The 20047-nt window shown below is 68.5% G+C and carries 12 protein-coding genes and 1 pseudogene; 4 read left to right on the forward strand and 9 right to left on the reverse strand.

Translation table 11 applies throughout. The features are described from left to right. Positions 1-22: 22 nt before the first annotated feature. The 7 genes and pseudogenes from ACOGI4_RS08375 to ACOGI4_RS08405 all read right to left on the reverse strand — a co-directional run. Positions 23-1237 (reverse strand): isopenicillin N synthase family dioxygenase, encoded by a 1215-nt coding sequence (locus ACOGI4_RS08375; RefSeq protein WP_419841223.1) that lies wholly within the window; start codon positions 1235-1237, stop codon positions 23-25. Continuing rightward, positions 1183-1743, reverse strand: coding sequence for a hypothetical protein (locus tag ACOGI4_RS08380; RefSeq protein ID WP_419841224.1), 561 nt, complete (start codon positions 1741-1743; stop codon positions 1183-1185). The genes ACOGI4_RS08375 and ACOGI4_RS08380 overlap by 55 nt, the downstream gene beginning before the upstream one ends. 126 nt (positions 1744-1869) lie before the next feature. After that, positions 1870-2982 carry a selenide, water dikinase SelD gene (selD, locus tag ACOGI4_RS08385; RefSeq protein ID WP_419841225.1) on the reverse strand — a complete coding sequence of 371 codons (1113 nt, stop codon included), beginning with the start codon at positions 2980-2982 and terminating at the stop codon, positions 1870-1872. A gap of 31 nt (positions 2983-3013) precedes the next feature. Further along, on the reverse strand, positions 3014-3967 hold the full coding sequence (locus ACOGI4_RS08390; protein WP_419841226.1) for a nucleoside hydrolase: 954 nt from the start codon (positions 3965-3967) through the stop codon (positions 3014-3016). A gap of 28 nt (positions 3968-3995) precedes the next feature. Continuing rightward, positions 3996-6878, reverse strand: a complete 2883-nt coding sequence (gene gcvP / locus ACOGI4_RS08395; protein ID WP_419843115.1) for an aminomethyl-transferring glycine dehydrogenase — start codon at positions 6876-6878, stop codon at positions 3996-3998. A 293-nt stretch (positions 6879-7171) separates the two neighbouring features. After that, a complete protein-coding gene (gene gcvT, locus ACOGI4_RS08400) occupies positions 7172-8443 on the reverse strand; it encodes a glycine cleavage system aminomethyltransferase GcvT (RefSeq protein WP_419841227.1) in 1272 nt (423 codons plus the stop codon). Between the two features lie 44 nt (positions 8444-8487). Beyond that, positions 8488-8799 (reverse strand): annotated as a pseudogene (locus ACOGI4_RS08405) (arsenate reductase family protein); the annotation flags it as partial. A 91-nt stretch (positions 8800-8890) separates the two neighbouring features. Here ACOGI4_RS08405 and ilvD point away from each other — a divergent pair. The 3 genes from ilvD (at position 8891) to ACOGI4_RS08420 (ending at position 13673) form a co-directional block, all read left to right on the forward strand. Next, positions 8891-10726 carry a dihydroxy-acid dehydratase gene (gene ilvD / locus ACOGI4_RS08410; protein WP_419841228.1) on the forward strand — a complete coding sequence of 612 codons (1836 nt, stop codon included), beginning with the start codon at positions 8891-8893 and terminating at the stop codon, positions 10724-10726. 174 nt (positions 10727-10900) lie between these two features. Beyond that, complete coding sequence (locus ACOGI4_RS08415; RefSeq protein WP_419841229.1) at positions 10901-12922, forward strand: MFS transporter; 2022 nt, start codon at positions 10901-10903, stop codon at positions 12920-12922. A 40-nt stretch (positions 12923-12962) separates the two neighbouring features. Further along, positions 12963-13673, forward strand: a complete 711-nt coding sequence (locus ACOGI4_RS08420) for a thioesterase family protein (protein WP_419841230.1) — start codon at positions 12963-12965, stop codon at positions 13671-13673. 1247 nt (positions 13674-14920) lie between these two features. Here the strand turns inward: ACOGI4_RS08420 and ACOGI4_RS08425 are convergent. Both ACOGI4_RS08425 and ACOGI4_RS08430 read right to left on the reverse strand, forming a co-directional pair. Then, a complete protein-coding gene (locus ACOGI4_RS08425) occupies positions 14921-16342 on the reverse strand; it encodes a DUF222 domain-containing protein (protein ID WP_419841231.1) in 1422 nt (473 codons plus the stop codon). Between the two features lie 1872 nt (positions 16343-18214). Beyond that, complete coding sequence (locus ACOGI4_RS08430; RefSeq protein WP_419841232.1) at positions 18215-18355, reverse strand: hypothetical protein; 141 nt, start codon at positions 18353-18355, stop codon at positions 18215-18217. Between the two features lie 790 nt (positions 18356-19145). Here ACOGI4_RS08430 and ACOGI4_RS08435 point away from each other — a divergent pair. Then, the gene (locus ACOGI4_RS08435; RefSeq protein WP_419841233.1) at positions 19146-19904 is read left to right on the forward strand and encodes a dihydropteroate synthase; all 759 of its coding nucleotides are present in this window, start codon (positions 19146-19148) and stop codon (positions 19902-19904) included. Positions 19905-20047 lie beyond the last annotated feature (143 nt).

Consider the following 20047-nt stretch of genomic DNA (forward strand, 5'->3'; position numbering starts at 1 on the left):
AGCGCCGGCTCGAGGGCAATGTTCACTCGACGCGGCGGGCGTCGGGCATCAGGTTGATCTCCCAGATCACCTCGGCCAGCCGGTCCTCAGCGGAGACTGCCTCGTAGCGGCACGGTCGCTCGGGGGTGACCGTCGAAGGCAGCGGCGTGAGGATGGTGGACGGGCGCGGATGGCAGAACTGCACCACGCTGAGGCGGTCGCCGGTCTGAGCCGGGTCGGCTTGCACCCGGTGCCAAGCCGCGCGGATCAGCCCGTTCGTGAGGTGCTCGAGCATGATCCCGGAGTTGATGATGACGTGGTCGGGCGGTGGTGCGGCGGCGACCCACTCACCGTCGATGCGCACCTGCAGGCCGCGGTCGGTGGCACGCGGCAGGGCAGTGATGAGGTTGATGTCGGCATGCTCGTCCGCCCAGACGTGCCCCTCGGCGCCTCCGCCTGGTGCGCTCGACATCGGCGGGTAGCGGATGGCGCGGCTGAGGTGCGTGCCGTGCGCGGTCATCGTGTCGAAGTACGTCTCGTGCGCTCCGATTGCCACAGCGATGACCCGCAGGAAGCGCCGCTGCAGGTCGACCAGCCGGCGATGGAACTCGGTGAGGACCTCCCGGGCGCCGGTGACGTTGTCGTCGGGAAAGACCGACGGCCGGTACCAGCGCCCGTACTTGGAGCGAAGGGGATGCCCGGCGGGCGGCAGGTCGCTCCAGTTGAACATCTCCTTCCAGTCCGGCCGCTCCGAGACGGCCGCGGTCTCGGTGAGCGGTCCGGTGTAGCCCCGGGCGCCGAACGATTCCGCATCGACGCAGCGCGCCTTGGCCTCGGCGTCGAGCGCAAAGAATCTGGCGAGCACGCCGTAGGCATCGTCGAGCAGGCCGGCCGGCAGGTCATGTGCCGTGTAGACGAAGCCGGTCCGCAGGCTGGCCATCACGCCGTCGGTGACCGCTTGGCGTTGAGACGACGATCCGTGCTCGAAGGCCAGCAGGTCCACGTCCAGAATCTCGTCCGGCGCACGGCGATCGGTGCTGGCTGGGTCGGTGCTGGCTAGGTCGGTGCTCGTTGGGTCTGTGCCGACTGGGCTTGTGCGAGCTGGATCTCGGCTGGCTCGATTCACGGCGCCTCCCGGTTGTCTGGTGGAGGACTCCTGGGTCCCTTGCTGATCGGCGACGTGGTCGCTTGCTTGGTCGCTGACTAGGTCGCGTACCTCGTCGTTCGCCAGCGTTCGTAGCGTGCTGGATCTGTCCACGCGCCGGTCTGCGCGTCGAAGCGAGCAGCCTCGGGGACCATCACGGCAGGATCGACCGATCGCGCCATCGTGCTCGACACGCTGCCCACCCAGGCAGGAACCGCGAGCCTCATCGACACGGGGACGTCATGAGGCGGTCGAGGCGCGATTGCTGGTGTCGGCAGCGACGAGATCGCGGCGTCCCGGCGAGCAGTGTCGCCGTCGTAGAAGACCGGGTCGTGGATCTGGTGCCACTTGTCGGCACCCATCACGATCACGTCGAAGCCCGCAGCTACGTCTGCGAGCAACTGCGCGTCGGTGACGGCAACCTCCAGCCAGTCGATGCTGCTGGCCACCTCGCGGAGCACGGTCAACCGGTCGTCGAGCAGCGGGCGCTGCACGTCTTCCTTGGCCAGCGCCACCCGGCTCACCGACCACACCAGCACATCGAGTCTGTGCTGCGCGCGCGCCGCATTGCTGATGGCCACGTGAGCGGTGGTCGGCGGGTTGAACGAGCCGGGGAACACGCCGCGGCGTCGCCCGCCGGCTGCCTGGAGGTCGGCTGGGCTTGCCGCGGAACAACCTGACGAACTATCTGCCCGGTCATCTGCCAGATCACCTGCCGGAGCCTCCCGAGCGACCATCAAGCAGCCTCAGCGGCTGTCCGTGCCGACGCTTCCGGAGACCGCGATCGAGCCGGCGCTGTCCTCGCACAGCTCGCCGATGACTGCGGCGTGGTGACCGCTGCTGCGCAGCTCGCGTACTGCATCCTCGGCTCGCTGCGGTTCGCAGCTCCACAGCAGTCCGCCCGAGGTCTGCGGGTCGCCGAGCACGGCACGTGTGAGCGTGTCGCCGCCGACCAGACGCTCGGCCACGTACTCGAGGTTGCGCGCCGTGCCGCCCGGCACGAAGCCGTCGGCTGCGAGGCGCGCCGCGTCGGGCAGCAGGGGCACCGCATCAGCGGCGACCACGGCAGCTACGTTGCTGGCAGCGACCAGTTCAGCGAGATGTCCGAGCAAGCCGAAGCCGGTGACATCGGTAGCGGCGGTGGCCCCCGACGCCAGTGCGACATTCGCTGCGACCGCATTGAGCCGGCTCATCTCGGCCACGCCGGCGGTGTAGGCGGCGTGCAGTTGGCCGCCGGCATCGACGGCACTCGCGTCGCTGCGCTTGAGCGCAGTTGCCAGCAGTCCGGTGCCGAGCGGCTTGGAGAGCACCAGGGCTTGGCCGGCCATCCCGCCGGCGTTGGTGAGCAGCGCCGCCGCCGAGTCTCCCGCCGCGATCATGCCGGTCACCGCCATCCCGTACAGCGGCTCGGGAGCGTCGATCGTATGCCCGCCGGCTACCACCCAGCCGCCCTGTGCTGCAGCGTCGGTACCGCCCGCCAGCACCTCGCCCAGCAAGTCAAGCGGCAGTGTCTCACGCGGCCACGCGGCCAGATTGAGCGCGAACAGCGGCACGGCCCCCATGGCATAGATGTCGCTGGCTGCGTTCGCCGCGGCGATGCGCCCCCAAGCTCGCGGATCGTCGATGACCGGCGAGAAGAAGTCGGCTGAGCTCACCAGCAGGCGACCGTCGTCGAGCCGCCACACGGCAGCGTCGTCGCCGGCGTCCGCGCCGACGAGGAGATCAGGATGTGCCGGAGGGTGCAGACGGCGCAGCACCTGCGCCAGCTCGGACGGCCCGAGCTTGCACGCTCAGCCGGCCCCGTGGCTGTACTGACTCAGCCGGAACGCCGGACTGTGGCGTGCGCTGGCGTCGGGCACGACGGCAACGGTACCGATCCGGCGGCGGCGCTCAGCGGTAGCTGCACACTGCGTCCACGATCAACTCCGCAGCAGCGTCGGCGTCGATGCCGTAGGCCACATCGCAGTTGGGCGTGCCGTCGGCGCCGGGCCGTTCATCCACCACGGTCATGCCCCGTGTCAGCACGCCTGTGGTCTCCACTTCGACCCGACGAGCAGCGAACCCCAGCAGCTCCGGGTGCGTGAGCGCCAGGACGGCGCAGGGATCGTGCAGCGGCGCGGCGTCCAGGCCGGCCCGCTCGCGGTAGCCGGCGACGTAGAAATCGAACAGCTCGGCCACGAAGCCGGCCACGGTGCCGCCGCCGGCTCGCAGCGCGGCGATGACCTCGGGGCCGACGCACAGCTGGTGGGTGAGGTGCAGTCCGGCCATGAGCAGGCGCGGCACTCCGGCGGCGAAGACGATCTGGGCGGCGTGGGGATCGGCCCAGATGTTGAACTCGGCGGTGGGGGTGACGTTGCCCGGCCCTGCGCCGCCGCCCATCAGCGAAATGCCGGCGAGGCGGTCGACGATGTCGGGTGCTTGGCGAATGGCCAGCGCGACATTGGTGAGCGGCCCCACCGCGACGATCCACACGCCGTCGCGTGCCCGGACCGTCTCGATGATGCATCCGACTGCGTCGTTGCTTGCGACGGTGCGGTGTACGTCGGGTCGCACTGGACCGTCCAGTCCTGTGCGGCCGTGGGCGCGCGGCGCATGAGCCGCGGACACCAGCAGGGGACGGTCGGCACCGGCATGTACCGGCATGTCGAGGCCCGCCAGCTGGCACACCAGCAGTGCGTTCTGCGTGGTCAGGTGCAGCGGAGCGTTCCCCGACACGGTGGTCACCGCCAGCAGCTCGCAGTGCCGTGCTGCCAGCAGCATGGCGACCGCATCGTCGTGGCCAGGGTCGCAGTCGAGGATGATGGCCGGCCTCGTCGTCATGGCTGCGGCCGTTGCAGTGGTCATCGCGGTTCCCCGTCGCTCGCTGGGCTGGTTACTCGCCGGCCTGGTCAGTCTCGAAGGCGCGTGGGTCCGGGCAGGCGCAGATGAGATTGCGGTCGCCGTAGGCGCCGTCGATGCGGCTCACCGGGGGCCAGTACTTGTCTGCCACCAGCGTTGCCACTGACGTGCCTGCCGGGTAGGCCGCCTGCGTGCGCGAGTAGGGGTGCTGCCACTCGTCGGCCAGGACGTCGACGGCTGTGTGGGGTGCATTGGCGAGCGGGCTGTCGTCGGCCGGCCATGCGCCCGCGGCGACTTGGTCGATCTCGGCTCGGATGGCGGCCATGGCGTCGCAGAACCGGTCGATCTCTGCCAGCGACTCGCTCTCGGTCGGCTCGATCATCAGCGTTCCGGCGACCGGGAACGACATCGTCGGGGCGTGGAACCCGAAGTCGATGAGGCGCTTGGCCACGTCGTCCACGCTGGCCCACTGCGAGAACGGCCGCAGGTCCACGATGCACTCGTGCGCGACGAGTCCGCCGCTGCCTCGGTACAGGATCGGGAAGTGCTCGCTGAGCCGTGCAGCCACGTAGTTGGCTGACAGGATCGCCGCTCGGGTGGCCTGCGTGAGCCCTGCGGCGCCCATCATCGCGATGTACATCCACGGGATCGGCAGGATCCCCGCCGATCCCCAAGGCGCGGAGGAGATCGCGCCCGGACCGGTGTGGGGCCCGGCGTTCGGCGCCAGCGGATGGTTGGGCAGGTACGCGGCCAAGTGCGCGCGGCACGCCACCGGGCCGATGCCCGGACCTCCGCCGCCGTGCGGGATGCAGAACGTCTTGTGCAAATTGAGGTGGCTGACGTCGGCGCCGAAAGCGCCGGGTGCCGCGAGCCCGACCAGCGCGTTGAGATTGGCGCCGTCGACGTACACCTGCCCGCCCGCGTCGTGCACGCTGCGGCAGGCCCGCACGATGCCGTCCTCGAACACGCCGTGCGTCGACGGATAGGTCACCATGAACGCAGCCAGCCGCTCGCCGTGCTCGGCGAGCTTGGCGTCGAGGTCGTCGAGGTCCACATCGCCGTCGTCGGTGCAGCCCACCACGACCACCCCCATGCCGGCCATCACGGCGGAGGCCGCATTGGTGCCGTGCGCGGAGGACGGGATCAGGCAGACCGTGCGGTGCATGTCGCCGCGGTCGTCGTGGTAGCGGCGGATCGCCAGCAGTCCCGCCAGCTCGCCCTGCGAACCGGCGTTGGGCTGCAGCGACACGGCGTCGTAGCCGGTCAGCGCCGCCAGCCACGCTTCGAGATCGGCGATGATCTGGCGGTACCCCTCCGATTGCTCGCTGGGGGCGAACGGGTGCATGTCGGCGAAGGCCCGCCAGGTGATCGGTGTCATCTCCGCTGCGGCGTTGAGCTTCATCGTGCAGCTGCCCAGCGGAATCATCGAGCGGTCCAGCGCAACGTCCATCGCCGCCAGCCGCCGCAGGTAGCGCATCAGCTCCGTCTCGCTCCGGTACGCGCAAAACGTCGGGTGGGTCAAGAATGCCGAGGTGCGCAGCTGCCCCGCGGCTACCCCTGGCGCAGCCGATGCTGAGAGCGTTGCTACTGCGCCGGCGTCGGCGGCTCGGCCGTCGGGCAGCTCGCCGAAGGCGTCCAGCAGCGCCGCAACGGTGGACTCGTCGCAGGTCTCGTCCAGCGAGACAGCCACCGTGTCGGCGTCGACGCGTCGCAGGTTGAAGCCCGCCGCGAGAGCGGCGTGGATCACGGCGTCGGCAGCGCCGGGCACCTCCACGGTCAGTGTGTCGAAGAACGTGTCGTTGCGCAGCGACAATCGGCCGGATGCCCAGTCCGATGCACTGCGCGGCCTGCCGTCTGCGCCGATGGCTCGCAGGCCTGCCGCCAGCGCCGCCGTCAGACGCTGCACCCGCCGAGCGATGTCGCTCAGCCCGTCGGGACCGTGCCAGACGGCGTACATCGACGCCACGACGGCGAGCAGCACCTGCGCCGTGCAGATGTTGCTGGTGGCCCGCTCGCGTCGGATGTGCTGCTCACGCGTCTGCAATGCGAGCCGGTAGCCGGGCCGACCGGCGGCGTCCACCGACACGCCCACCAGCCGGCCGGGCATCGAGCGGCGGTGCTGCTCGCGGGTGGCCAGAAACGCTGCGTGCGGTCCGCCGAAGCCCAGCGGAACGCCGAAGCGCTGCGAGGTGCCGACCACGATGTCGGCGCCGTGTTCGCCGGGAGGTTCGAGCATGCAGCACGCCAGCAGGTCTGCGGTGACGGCCGCGATGGCACCGGCGCCGTGTAGCTCTTCGACAGCCGGTCGAAGGTCGTGGACGGCGCCGCTGCTGCCTGGGTAGGCCAGCAGCGCCCCGTACACGTGCGACGAGGCCAGCTCGCGGCGCGGATCGCCGACGGTCACCTCGATGCCCAGCGGCGCTGCCCGGGTCGCGACCACGTCGATGACCTGCGGGTGACAGTCCTGATCCACGAAGAAGCAGTCCGGGCCGCTGCGAGTGATGCGGCGTGCCATGGCCATGGCCTCGGCTGCGGCGGTGCCTTCGCACAGCAGCGAGGAGTTGGCGATCTCCATGCCCACCAGGTCGCAGACCATGGTCTGGTAGTTGAGCAGCGCTTCCAGCCTGCCTTGGGAGATCTCGGGCTGGTACGGCGTGTACGCCGTGTACCACGACGGGTCCTCGAGCACGCCGCGGCGGATGACCGACGGGGTGAGCGTGCCGTAGTAGCCGAGCCCGATGAGCGAACGCAGCGGCTGGTTGGCGTTCGCCAGCCAGCGCATCGCCGCGGTCGCCTCGGTCTCGGTAAGCGGCCGGTCCAAGCCGTCGAGCACGATCGGCTCGCGAAGCCGGATCGACTCGGGCATCGCGGCGTCCACGAGTGCTTCGACCGAATCGAATCCGAGCCGCTGGAGCATGGCTGCGATGTCATCGCGTCGCAGGCCGATGTGGCGCGAAGCGAACGCGGCGCCTGATGCGGTGCCCGACGTGGTGCCCGACGAGCAGATGTCGTAGGCGCCGTTCTCGTAGTTGGCCGTTTCGTAGTTTGCTGTCTCGCAGTTGGCTGTCTCGTGGCTGTCGTTTCGGCAGGTGTCGTTCGCGGTCATGCCTCGCTCCAGGTTCGTCGCCAAGCCGGCAGCTGCCGGCGGCTCTGGCGCCGGCTCAGTCGCCGAGGGAATCGTCGCACGCACCGCATCGCTTGATGCCGCGTTCAGGACGGGCGCCAGTAACGATGCTCGACGAACGGCAGCGGCACCACGCGGCACGGCTCGGGTCCCTTGCGCCCGCGTGCGAACAGCTCCGTGCCGACGGTGCCGTGTTCGACGGCCACGTAGCCCATGGCGATCGGCGCGTCGACGGTGGGTCCGTAGCTGCCGCTCGTCACGATGCCGACCTCGCTGCCCTGCGCGTCGGCCAGCACAGCGCCGTCGCGAATGGGCCGGCGACCGTCGGCGACGATGCCCACACGTCGCCGAGACGGACCCCGCGCCAGCTGTGCAGCAATGGCGTCGGCACCCGGGAAACCGCCTTGGGCTCGTCTGCGTTTCGGAATGCACCACCCCAGACCGGCCTCTGCGGGCGATGTCGACTCGGTCAGCTCGTGGCCCACCAGCGGCAGCCCGGCTTCCAGCCGCAGCGTGTCGCGGGCACCGAGTCCAGCGGGCGAGACCTCTTCGCAGCCCAGCAGCAGTTCTGCGACATGCACCGCGTCCGCCGCGGGCACGGCCAGCTCGAAGCCGTCTTCGCCGGTGTAGCCGCAGCGCGACACCTCGCACTCGACGCCGTTGATGGACATGGCGGCGGTGGCCATGAAGGCGAGCTGGGCCGCAGCGGGTGCCCATCGCGCTACGACATCGGCCGCGGCGGGGCCTTGCAGCGCGAGCAGCGCCAGGTCGTGCCGCAGGCAGATGCGCACCTCGCCGTCGTCACTGCCGCCGTTCGCAGCTCGCAGCATGGCCATGTCGGCGTCGATGCGCGCAGCGTTCACCACCAGCCGCAGACGGCTTCGGTGGTGGGCAACGATGAGATCGTCCAGCACGCCTCCGCTGGGCGTGGTGAACAGCGTGTAGCGCATCTGGCCCGGCTGGAGACTCTGCATCGACCCGGGCACGCATCGCTCCAGCCAGGCCGTTGCGTCGCGCAGGTCATCGTCGCGCAGGTCATCGGTGCCGGGGTGGAGGTCAACGATGCCCATGTGACTGACGTCGAACAGTCCGGCGGCGGAACGCGTGCGGCGATGCTCGGCGACCGTGCCCTCGAATCGCATGGGCAGTGCATGGCCGGCGAAGCTGACCATGCGCCCGCCCAGCGCGGTGTGCAGCTCGAACAGCGGAGTGCAGATGCCGCCAGTGGCTGTGTCGGTTTCGGCATCGGCGTCGGCGTCAGTGTCTGTGCCGAGTTTGTCTGTACCGAGTTTGTCTGTACCGGATTTCGCACCACCGGCCATCGCACCACGGCCGATGGCGGTGCTCGTTTCAGCCATCGAGCGGCGTGACCTCGCTTGAATTCGCTTCGCTTGGCTTCACCTCAGGCTTCGGCGAGCAGCGCAGCGATGCGGCTCTTCGGACGCCCGATGTAGGCCCGGTTGTCGATGATCACCACGGGACGCTGCATGAGCGCCTTCTTCTGGCTCAACAGGTCGACGACCGCTGCAGGATTGCCGACGTAGTCGTCCTCATTCAGGCCCAGCTTCTTGAACTGCGAGTCCTTGCGCACCAGGTCCTCGACGGGATCGGCCAGGATCGACACGATGTGCTCGAGTTCGGTGCGGTCGGGCGGCGACTTCATGTACAGGACGATGTCGGTCTCGACTCCAGCTTCCTCGGCGACCGCCAAGGCATTCCGAGAAGAGTTTCAATGGGGGTTGTGGTAGATCTTCACGTTGCTCACGGGCGCGAAGCTAGCGGCAGCGCTCGCGTAGGCTGCGCACATGCCGAGCTACCGATCCGTCACCTCCACTGCAGGCCGCAATCAGGCTGGAGCGCGCGCATTGTGGCGTGCGACCGGCATGACCGACGATGACTTCGGCAAGCCGATCGTCGCCGTCGCCAACTCCTTCACCCAGTTCGTGCCGGGCCATGTTCACCTCAAGGACCTCGGCCAGCTCGTCGCCCGCGAGATCGAGGCCGCGGGGGGCGTCGCCAAGGAGTTCAACACCATCGCCGTCGACGACGGCATCGCGATGGGGCACGACGGCATGCTCTACAGCCTCCCGTCGCGGGACCTCATTGCGGACTCCGTCGAGTACATGGTGAACGCGCACTGCGCCGATGCGCTGGTGTGCATCTCCAACTGCGACAAGATCACGCCGGGCATGCTCAATGCCGCGATGCGGCTGAACGTGCCCACGGTGTTCGTGTCGGGCGGGCCGATGGAAGCCGGCAAGACGAAGCTGGCGACGCAGAAGGTGGACCTCATCAACGTGATGGTCGTTGCCGCTGACGACTCCGTCAGCGACGAGGACGTGGCAGAGATGGAGCGCTCCGGCTGTCCGACGTGCGGTTCGTGCTCGGGGATGTTCACCGCCAACTCCATGAACTGCCTCACCGAAGCGCTGGGGCTGTCGCTGCCCGGCAACGGCACTGTGGTGGCGACGCATGCGGACCGTCGTGAGCTGTTCTTGGAGGCGGGGCGGCTCGTGGTCGAGTTGTGCCGGCGCTACTACCAAGGCGACGATGCGTCGGTGCTGCCGCGCTCGATCGGCAGCTTCGAGGCCTTCGAGAACGCCATGACGCTCGACATCGCGATGGGCGGGTCCACCAACACCATCTTGCATCTGCTCGCTGCTGCGCGAGAAGCCGAGCTGGACTTCACGATGGCCGACATCGACCGGCTGTCGCGCAAGGTGCCCAACATCTGCAAGGTGGCACCGGCGTCGGAGTACTACCACGTCGAAGACGTACACCGTGCGGGCGGTGTCATGGCCATCATGGCCGAGCTGAACCGGGCTGGACTCATTGCCAATCAGGTGCCCACAGTGCATTCGCCGACCATGTTCGACGCGATCTCGCGCTGGGACGTGGTCACCAATGAAGACCCGAAACTGGCCGAGTTCTACCGGGCGGGACCGGCGGGCATTCCGACGCAGGTGGCCTTCAGCCAATCCGAGCGCTATCGCACGCTGGACACCGATCGCGAGCGTGGCTGCATTCGGTCCGTGGACTTCGCATACTCCGCCGACGGCGGGCTGGCGGTTCTCTACGGCAATTTGGCGCCCGACGGCTGCGTCGTGAAGACCGCCGGGGTCGACGAGTCCATCTGGACATTCGCCGGTCCGGCCCATGTGGTCGAGAGCCAGGACGAGGCCGTCGAGCACATTCTGGCCGGCAAGGTGGCGCCCGGCGAGGTGATGGTCGTGCGCTATGAGGGGCCTCGGGGCGGTCCGGGCATGCAGGAGATGCTGTACCCGACGTCGTATCTGAAATCGAAGGGCCTCGGCGCGGTGTGCGCGCTCGTCACCGACGGCCGCTTCTCGGGCGGCACGTCGGGGCTGTCGATCGGCCATGTCTCGCCGGAGGCTGCCGCAGGCGGCTTGATCGGGCTGGTGCGCAACGGCGACGCCATCCAGATCGACATTCCGAATCGCAGTATTCGCCTGGCCGTCGACGAGGCCGAGCTGGAGCGGCGGCGCAGCGAGCAGGACGCGGCCGGCTGGCAACCCGCCGCGCCCCGTTCGAGGCGGGTCTCCGCGGCACTGCGCGCCTACGCAGCTATGGCCACCAGCGCCGACAAGGGCGCCGTACGCGATCTCGCCGGTTTGGGCTGAGCTGCGCAGGCTGCGTGGCTTGGCTCGAAGCATCAGGTTCTGGCGGCCCTGTTCAGGGGCTCTGGCTCAGGGACTCGGGCCTAGGGACACGGTGCCCGGCAGCGCTCTAGTGTCGGGGCGGTGAACGCTGTCAGCGCACCCAATGCACCCTGTGTGCCCAGCGTTCCCGGTGCCATGAGCGCGCAGCCAGCGCACCTGGACTCGGCCCGTGGCTGGGTGACGGCGTGCGGGGCGGCGGTCGTCATCATGGCCGGGTTCGGCACGATCTACAGCTTCACGGCCTTCGCCGGCGACATGGCTGACGAGTTCGACACGGGCTTGGGTCCGATCTCGATCGTGTTCGGGATCACGGTGTTCCTCTACTTCGGCAGCGCGCTGTTGTCGGGGCGCTTGTACGACCGGTTCGGGATCGTGCCGCTGCTGGTCGGCGGCGGTGCGCTGTTCGTCAGCGGACTGGTGGCCACTTCGTACGTGACGGTGCTGTGGCACGGCTACGTGCTGTACGGCATCGGGCTCGGGTTCGGTGGCGGAATGTTCAACGCCCCGCTGTTCGCGCTCGTCGCCTTGTGGTTCGTGCGTCACCGTGCGATGGCGCAGGGCATCGTGGCGACCGGTTCAGGGCTCGGCACGATGATCTACGTGCCGTTCGCTCAGCGGCTGCTGGGGGAGTACGGCTGGCGCGTCGGCATGCGCTGGCTGGCGCTGATCGCGGTGGTGATCTTGCTGTTGGGGCTGGCCGTGATCCGTCAGCCGCCGAGGCCGCAGATGGGGGACTCGCGCCGCCACTTGGCGCTGCTGCTGCGAACGCCGACGTTCTGGCAACTGGGTGCTTCGATGATTCTGTTCACGATCGCGGTCATCGGCACGATCGGGCTCGTCATCCCGTTCGCTCAAGACGACGGCGTGCCGGAGCTGGCCGCGGGCTGGCTGGTCTTCGTCGTTGGTCTCTCCAGCATCGTCGGACGCTTGGCGCTGACGGGTTTGGCGAGACCGCTGGGGTCGGTTCGTCTGCTGAAGATCGCCTTCGGCGGATTGCCGGTGGCGTTCGCCATCTGGCTCGTCACCACTCGGGTGAGTTCGCTCGAGGCCAAGTACGTGCTGCTGGTGATCTTCGCTGCGCTGCTCGGCGTCTGCTACGGGGGATTTGTGGCGCTGATCGGTGATGTGACTGCGCACCTGTTCGGCTTGGCGAGTCTCGGGGCCGTGGTCGGCAGGTTCTTCTTCTTTTCGAGCATTGGTGCGCTGGTGGGGCCGCCGCTGCTGGGCTTTGCTCACGATGCCAGCGGTGGTGTGTCGGTGCCGATCCTGGCGGTCGGCGTCATTGCGCTGGCGGGTGCTGTGGTGCTGCTGCCGACCACCCGGCACCCGCTGCCGCTGCCGACCTATCTCGCACCGGGCGACGTGCCGCCGCCGATGCCGGCTGTGCCGCCGGTGCCGCCGTCTGTCACCCCTGCTGCGGGACGGGCGGTGTCCGTGCCCACGCGGCCTCGTGCGCACAACGGGCAGCCGTTGGCGGCCGGCGCTGCGCAGACGGCGTCGGCGTCGTCGGAGGTAGCGGTGGCGCGTGAGGCAGTGCCGGAATTCGTGCCCGTGGCGGTCGCGGCGGAGACAGCTCACTCGCAGAGTCACGACCCGTTTGCCCTTGCTGTGGCGATACCCGTGTCCGACGACCGATTGCCCGTTGCCGCGGGATCCTCGCCGACTGTTGGTGCGCCTGTCGCGGCTACCGCGTCGCAGATAGAGTCGCAGATAGACACGACGCTTGGTGCCGCTGCATCGTCGCGGATCGGCGGTTTGCCCGGCGTTGCGGCGTCCCTGCGACCTGGCGATACGCCTGATGCCGGCGGGTCTTCGCGGGCTGTGGGTGTGCGTGACGCGGTAGCGTCGCCACGGGCAGACGATGGGCCTGTCACCGCTGGATCGTCTGGATCGTCGCCGGCGGTTGGTGCGCCTGTCGTTGCAGCGTCGCTGCGGGCCGATAGCTCGCGCATTGCCGCAGCACCGTCGGCGGTGAGTCGCGGTGTCGCTGTGCCGGATGCGGCCGACGAGAATGACGGCTTGGAGGACAACGGCTTGGAGGACAACGGACTGGCTGCTGTCTTGGCGCAGCCGCGGTCGGCGGCACTGCGCGCGAGTCCGCCCGCGGTGTACTGGCCCGTGCCCGCAGCGACTGTCTTGGAGCACGGCCCAAGGTGAGCCGGTGTTGGACGAGCACGGAGCGAGCAATGAGCGAGCAATGAGCGAGCAGCCCTTCACGGCGCCTCAGACGGCCGCTGCCGGGACCGGTCCTCAGAATGTGCCGCAGGCGGCCGGGCGGCAGTCGCAGACCGGTTTGGAGACCGGTCTGCCGACGTCGGTCACCCACGATGAGCGACGCGCTGGTGCAGGCGCCGCGCAGGATCTTCACCTTCGCTCGACCGATCCGGTAGCAGAGGCACCGATAGAAGTGCTGCGCGGCACCGTTCGCTGCCAGTGGATCGACCACAACGGTCACCTCAACGCCGGCTACTACCTCGTGGCTTTCGACGATGCCATCGGTCCTTGGATGGAGTTCATCGGGCTTGGTGCCGCACATCGCGAAGCGTGCGATGTCACGACGTTCAGCGCACAGAATCACGTCACCTACGTGCGCGAGATCGGGCCGGACGAGCCGTATTCGATCACGGTGCAACTGCTCGGCTACGACCGCAAACGGATTCACGCGTTCCAGGTGATGACCCAGACCCAGGACGGCTACGTCGCGGCAACCTGCGAATTCGTCTCGCTGCACATCGACGGACCGACTCGGCGCGTCGGCCCGATGGCCGATGCGCCCTATCGGCGGCTGGGCGACATCTGGGCAGCCCATCAGCAGCTGTCCCTGCCCTCGCAGGTCGGTCGCACCATCGCCGTCCCGCCTTCAGCCCAAGCACACCTGCACGTGGACCTCGTCCCCCAGCTCGCCTGATCTGCCGCCGCGGCAGCGGCCGCCAGGTCAGCGGGCACCGCACGCTCGCGAGCTGACCAGGTGTGCTGATGACCGAGCTGAGGACCGAGCTGACGAGGTGTGCCTGTTCGACCGCTCGCTGACGGTTGCTGACTTGTTGAGTTCTCCGTGCGGGCGTGGCGCCTGTTCGGGCGTGCTGTCCGATAAGGCACTTGGTTCGCGAGGAGACAGGGCCGGTAGAGCCGCTTCCGGGATGATGGCCACTGTCCAGGTTCAGTCCGAGCGGAGCGGGGGCAAGAGCGCGAGTTTGCCGATGCAGTGAGTGTTCACGAAGTTCAGGCAGTGTTCAGTCTCGGCGATGTCGGGATTGAGGAGGCTGCGCTCGCAATGGAGTCCGGTCTTGAGTCGCAGTCCGGGCGGTGCGGGGGCAGGAGCGCGAGTTTGCCGATGCAGTGAGTGTTCGCGGAGTTCGGGCAGCCTTCAGTCTGGGCGGTGTCGGGACTGAGGAGGCTGCGCTCGTAGTGAAGTCCGGGTTTGAGTCGCAGTCCGGGCGGAGCTGGGGCAGGGGCCTTCGTGCCCCAGCAGTCGCGGCGCGTGTGCTGCGAGCCGGGGATGCGTAGCGCCGCAAGACTGTGCGCGGAGGTGCCTGCACCAGCACGCCGGAGTCTCGTCGGTCTCGTGGCATTCCGGCCGACGACGCGGAGGTCGCAGTGCTTTGCGCGGTGGCCTCTGCGACAGGTGGAGGCGCCTGCCGCAGCACGCCGGAGTCTCGTGGCGTTCCCGCCGCCGGTGCGGGGGTCGCTGTGCTTTGTGCGGTGGTTCCTGCGGCAGGTGGAGGCCGCTGCGCCAGCAGGCCCGGAGTCTCGTCGGTCTCGTGGCATTCCGGCCGCCGGTGCGGGGGTCGCTGTGCTTTGTGCGGTGGTTCCTGCGGCAGGTGGAGGCCGCTGCGCCAGCACGCTGGAGTCTCGTCGGTCTCGTGGCGTTCCCGCCGCCCACGCGGAGGCTGCAGTACTGCCTGCGCAGGCCCCTGCCCACACCACCGCTCTCGTGCGGCTCCTCGCTGCACAAGCAGAACACGGCAGCCGCGGAGGCCCCTACACACACACCACCGCCTACGTGCGGTGGTGTGCTGCACGGCAGGCCAGGAACCCTAGGGTTTGCGTGGGCGGGCCTGTCTACGTGGGCGGGGCTCGGGTGGTCGTGCCCGCAGTGGTGCTGTGCCGATGGCGAGCCTTCCCACAGGTGACAGGCGGGACTGCCGTCCCGGTTCAGGCGGGCGGGCCCCGGGTGGCGGTGTCCGTGGTCGAGTCGATGTCGGCTGCGGGCTCGGCGGCGTTGATCCTGCCAGACTGAACAAGGGCGGCGGTGCCCGTGGTCGAGTCGATGTCGGCTGCGGGCCGCCCGGATGACTTGCGAGGCGGTTGCTTGCTTCGCGGCGTCATGGCGGACGGACGCTTGGCTGACGACGGTGTCACGGGCGGTGAGGCAACTGACGACGCTGTGACGGGCAGTGGAGCAGCTGACGACGGATCGGCTGCTGGTTGCCTGCTCGCTGGCGGTTTGTTGGGTGGTCGGAGCCTGTAACGGCCGGTGTTCGGGTCTCGTTCGACGGTGTAGCCGTCTTGGTGGATGTTGTGGTGGTGGCAGTGGTGGCAGACCGACACGAGGTTGTCGAGGTCGGTGTTGCCGCCGTGCTGCCATTCGACGATGTGATGCGCCCTACACAGCTCCGGCGTAGCCCCGCAGCCGACGCAGCCCTGGTCGCGCAGTGCGAGCGCGCTGCGCTGCAGCTCGGTGGCGGAGCGGCGACGGCGACCCATTCTCAGCTCCCCGGTCGCTGTGTCGAAGATCGCAGGCAGGATCCCGGCGTCTACGGCGATGCCGGCGATCTCTGAGATGGGCACTGGTGTGCCGTTGGCGAGCCGCGCGTTGGCGATCTGCTGGTTGAGGGTGTCGTAGTCGGCCACGAGCATCAACGCGGTGCCCGCCGGCCGCGACGCGTCAGGTTCGCACAGGAGATTGGCGATTGCGTCGGCGGTGCGTTGTGCTGGTGTGAGCCGCTTATCGGGGTCCTCATTGCGGAACAAGCGGTTCGCTGCGGCATCCACGGCTGCGGCGATGCGCGCGCCGGTGATCGGGTCGAACTGGCCGTTCACCACCGTCATGCCTGTCTCACGACTGGTGAACACACGCGCCGAACGCTGCCTGCGCTGCCGGTCCAGCAGCGACGCGCCGTCGTCGCCGCTGCAGTGGGCGACGTGACGGGCCACGGTTCGACGGAACACGTCATGACCTTCGACTCGTGCGCGTTCGGCCAGGTGCTGCTCGTTGACCGGCGCGTCCCCAGCGGCGCGAGCGATCATGCGTGCGTGCGCGGCAGGCACCGCGCCCGACCTCAGGCCCTCACGAGTCGCGTCAAGCGCGGCGAGCGCCACGGCGGTCTTGACGTCATGGCGCGCCGTTCGGCCTGAAGTCGACAGCACGTCGACTGCGGTGTGCGCGGCGGCGGCCTCGCCGTCACGGCGGGCGATCTCGCTCAGCGCAGCAGCCTCGACTGCGGCCAGCTGCGACCGGGCACGACCGACCTGCGCCAACCGCCGACGCAGCGCCCCATCACCGAGCCGCGACACATCCACACCCAGCCACGTATCAGACAGCACCTCGGGCCACGCGTGCGGCTCGCCGGACATGACAGCCTCCGTCGAGCGAACGCCGTCACGGCGCCCGCGGCCGCTCTCGGGTCTGTTGCGTACACCGCTTGCCATGGCAGCAACCGTAAACGGGGGGTGTGACACGCTCGCTACCGTGTGAGCGCGGGCGCGGCTGCTGAGCGGTTCGGCGCTGCGCGACCCGTTCGAGAGTGCCCACTGGCCATCGCTCTGCTCGTCTGGCGTGTGCCTGCTGCTCCCGGAATGTTCGGTACTCATGGCAGCAACCGTAGGCAGGGGGTGTGACACGCTTCGCAGCTGGTGGCAGTGAGCGGGGTCACCCAGCGATGCACCGTCGAACAGGCCATCTGGCGCGAGTTCTGCATCGCCGACTCGGGCTGTCACCGTGTCGTCACTGCCGCTCGTGATGCTGCGGTCGCTGCTGCGCGTACCCTCAACTGCCACCCTAGGAACCGTACGCAAGGGGTGTGACGCGCTCGGCAGCGGTTGGCCGCAAGCTCGGCTAGCCGGCGGCTCGGTGCATCGGAGGACTCGAACCGGCGAGTGCTTCGCGTGCCGATGCCAGAACTGCTGCCGCACGCGATGGCGCGGCCTGCGTCACTGATGACGGGCACGAACGCAGGAGTGGGGTGCAAGTCGAATCGCCCACACGCGATGGCGGGTCGAGGCCAGCGGAACAGAGGAACCGACCGCATCCGAACCAACGCCGGTGGGTTCGTACACGAATGGCCCTACCGCTGGGCACCTCGGCGGCTTCAGAATCCGGCAACCAACGGAATCAAGAAATATACTTTTAAATAATAAGAAATCTTTGAATATAATGGAACAGCATAAAATAGCGCAGTACAGCGCAAAAAGGCACAGTATGAGGCTTGCGCAGGGAAGTCAGCGACCGCCGTCGGTTGCCGGCCGTCGGCTGCTGGTCGCTGCGGCGGAGCTTTTGGCTGTCGAGATCGCGGCGGCACAGGCGCGCTGGCTGCAGTGTCTGGTGATTCCGGCTGCGATCGCCGTACAGGACACTGACTAAGATGATATAGAATATAGCAGAACAGCACAGCACAGTTTGAGGCTTGCGCAGGGAAGTCAGCGACCGCCGTCGGCTGCTGGCCATCGGCTGCTGGTCGCGGCGGCGGAGCTTTTGGCTGTTGAGATCGCGGCGGCACAGGCGCGCTGGCTGCAGTGTCTGGTGATTCCGGCTGCGATCGCCGTGCAGGACACTGGTCGGGCCCGAGCGGACCCGGACAGCCCGCAGGTCCGGCGGCGAAGTCGCGGCACGCAAGGACTGCAGAGCTGTAGCAGGCCCGAGCGGATCGTGACAGCCGGCAGGTCTGGCGGCCGGCACGCCATGGCGTGCGGGCGTGCCAACCACGAGCGCACCCCAGTCCCGGACGCGTGGAGCGGCGCGTAACGGACAGTTCCACAACAGATGTCCAGCCTCTGCTCTGCGATCTCGGCGTCGACCTCCCACCTGCTGCTGTCCCGTCGGCGACGCCAACGGATTTCGTGCCCGACGTTTGACGACGACCTTCGGGTTGCCGGTGCGCCCCACCTTCGTTGGTCGCGCCGGCCGAGGCGGGCGCCGTCCGTCGTTGCGCTCAACACGTGCGCATGTCGGGCGGCCTCGCAGGCCACCGCCCGCACCAGGCTGTCGGGATCTTCAAGCGTCGCTCGCACGGCCCCAACCGCTCGACCGTCCCCGAGCTGATGCAGACACCGCAAGGCGCAGCGGCGAAACTGCGGTAGGCGTGGCTACGGACCGCGTGGCTCGCGGTCTGCATGTCGCTGTCGTCATGGGACTCGGGGAGGTCCGGTGCAACGTTGACCGTGCTGGGGTTCGAGGTGACCGTGCTGGGATCGCTGTGCTGGCACGGATCGAGGCTGCGCAGGCGACGGCTAGCTCCGCCAGATGCCTCGGACGAGGTAGATGGGCCAGAAGAGCAGCCAAAGAAAGATCCGGCCCATCAGCGCGGCCAGCCACAGTGCTGCCACAACCAGCGCCATCCATGCCACCAAGACCCAACCGACCAGATGCACGATGCCAATGGCCAGCCACTTGACAGACGTGATCAGCGCCTTCAGCAGCCACCTGGCCGCTGTCCGCCATGTGATCGTCCTCGTTATGGTGGTCGTCCTCGTTATGGCTGCTTCTCCACCGGTTTGAGGACGCGGCGCCGGCCGTGCCCGGTATTGCGTCGAGCGCATCGACGTGGCAGCTGTGGCCAGCCGCTTGGCACAGGCGACGGGTGCCCGCACCATCCGGATGGTCGGTGTCTGCCATGTGGTCGTCCTCGTTCTGGCTGTTTCTGTATCTGTTTGGAGGACGCGCGGTGGGCCGTGGCCGGCGTGGCTCGGCAGGTGCAGCGGAAGTTGCGGCACACTCCGACCCGCCTAGAGGGCGCGGCGCCGGCCGTGGTCGGTAACGCGGCGCCATGCTCACTGCGACCAGCGCAGCCGATGGCCACAGGAGCAATCGTCCATCATGTCGTTGCGGAAGCAATCCCTGTCGGCACGCAGCGGACATCTGAAGCTGGAGTGCCGGCACGCGCCGCGGCTCTCGATCCTGCCCTCGCTTCTCCGGCCGTCCAGGTCCTCGAATCCGGCCCGGTCATTGCCGCTGCGGTCAATTCGGACGCCGCCACAGGTGCTGCCGCTCGTCATATGCACAACCGTAGGGCAAGGGTGTCACATGACCGCCGGCGCCAGGATGCGGCTGCTCGCCGGACAGGTCAATGGCTCGTTCCTGCCCGGACCGTGAACGATGCAGCACCACGCATCACAATCACCTGCCGGCCACCGCCACCGTCCGCGCAACTAGGTTGCAGCGATGGAGATTTTCGGCGTGGTCAACGCCTCTCCGGACTCGAAGGCAGAGTTCTCGGTGGTCCGCACCTGCGCCGAAGCCGTGTCTCGCGGCAGCGAGCTGATCGACGCCGGCGCGGACTATTTCGATCTCGGAGGCGAAGGCTCCACGCTCGGCAGCGAAGAGGTCAGTGCGCAGGACGAGTGGCAGCGGGTCTCGGGCCCGCTGCGGGGATTGCTGTCGCTCGGCACCGAGGTGGCGATCGATACTCGCAAGCCGGAGGTGGCCCGACGAGCACTCGACGCTGGTGCAACCGTGCTGAATGCCGGGGATGCGCTGCAGTCTCCTGAGATGGTGGAGCTGGCAGCCGAACGGGGGGTGACGGTGGTGCTGCCATTCATGCTGGGGCGGGATTTCCGCAGTGTCCGTGACGTCGGCGGCGACCCTGCGGCGGTGATGAGCGACTGGTTCGGGCATCACATCGAGCGCCTGCGCCGATCTGGTGTTGGCCAGCGGCTGCTGCTGGACTGTGGTGTCGGCTTCGGCCCGCACGACATGACTTGGCCGCAGCGGGCGGCGTACCAGCGAGCGATCTATGGCGGCCTCGACCAGCTGCGCCGCTTCAACCTTCCGCTGTACGTGCCTGTGCCATGGCTGCAGACACCGGACCGACTCGAGCTGCTCGATCTCGCCCTCGCCCAGAACCCCGACTACGTCCGCGCCCACCACCCAGCCCAAGTCCGCCAACGCCACGCCGCCCTCAACTCTGCGCCGTCGCTGTAGCCGGTCGGCCTGCCCGAATCCGGTGGCATCGCTCAAGCGGCGGCTGCACAAGCGGCACCAGAGCATCTGACAACCGCGCACCGAGGGAGTTCTCGCCGTGTGTTGCGTCCAGCGTCGCCAACCATCCGCATCGGGAGGGCTAG

Origin of the sequence: Candidatus Poriferisodalis sp., assembly GCF_965205175.1 — a bacterium.
Lineage (GTDB): Bacteria > Actinomycetota > Acidimicrobiia > Acidimicrobiales > Poriferisodalaceae > Poriferisodalis.

Bases quoted from the DNA above. Each gene is read 5' to 3' on its own strand.
- ACOGI4_RS08390 (WP_419841226.1), bottom strand. From the start codon at position 3,967: ATGACCACTGCAACGGCCGCAGCCATGACGACGAGGCCGGCCATCATC.
- gcvP (WP_419843115.1), bottom strand. From the start codon at position 6,878: ATGCTCCAGCGGCTCGGATTCGATTCGGTCGAAGCACTCGTGGACGCC.
- gcvT (WP_419841227.1), bottom strand. From the start codon at position 8,443: ATGGCTGAAACGAGCACCGCCATCGGCCGTGGTGCGATGGCCGGTGGT.
- ilvD (WP_419841228.1), top strand. From the start codon at position 8,891: ATGCCGAGCTACCGATCCGTCACCTCCACTGCAGGCCGCAATCAGGCT.
- ACOGI4_RS08415 (WP_419841229.1), top strand. From the start codon at position 10,901: ATGAGCGCGCAGCCAGCGCACCTGGACTCGGCCCGTGGCTGGGTGACG.
- ACOGI4_RS08420 (WP_419841230.1), top strand. From the start codon at position 12,963: ATGAGCGAGCAGCCCTTCACGGCGCCTCAGACGGCCGCTGCCGGGACC.
- ACOGI4_RS08425 (WP_419841231.1), bottom strand. From the start codon at position 16,342: ATGTCCGGCGAGCCGCACGCGTGGCCCGAGGTGCTGTCTGATACGTGG.
- ACOGI4_RS08435 (WP_419841233.1), top strand. From the start codon at position 19,146: ATGGAGATTTTCGGCGTGGTCAACGCCTCTCCGGACTCGAAGGCAGAG.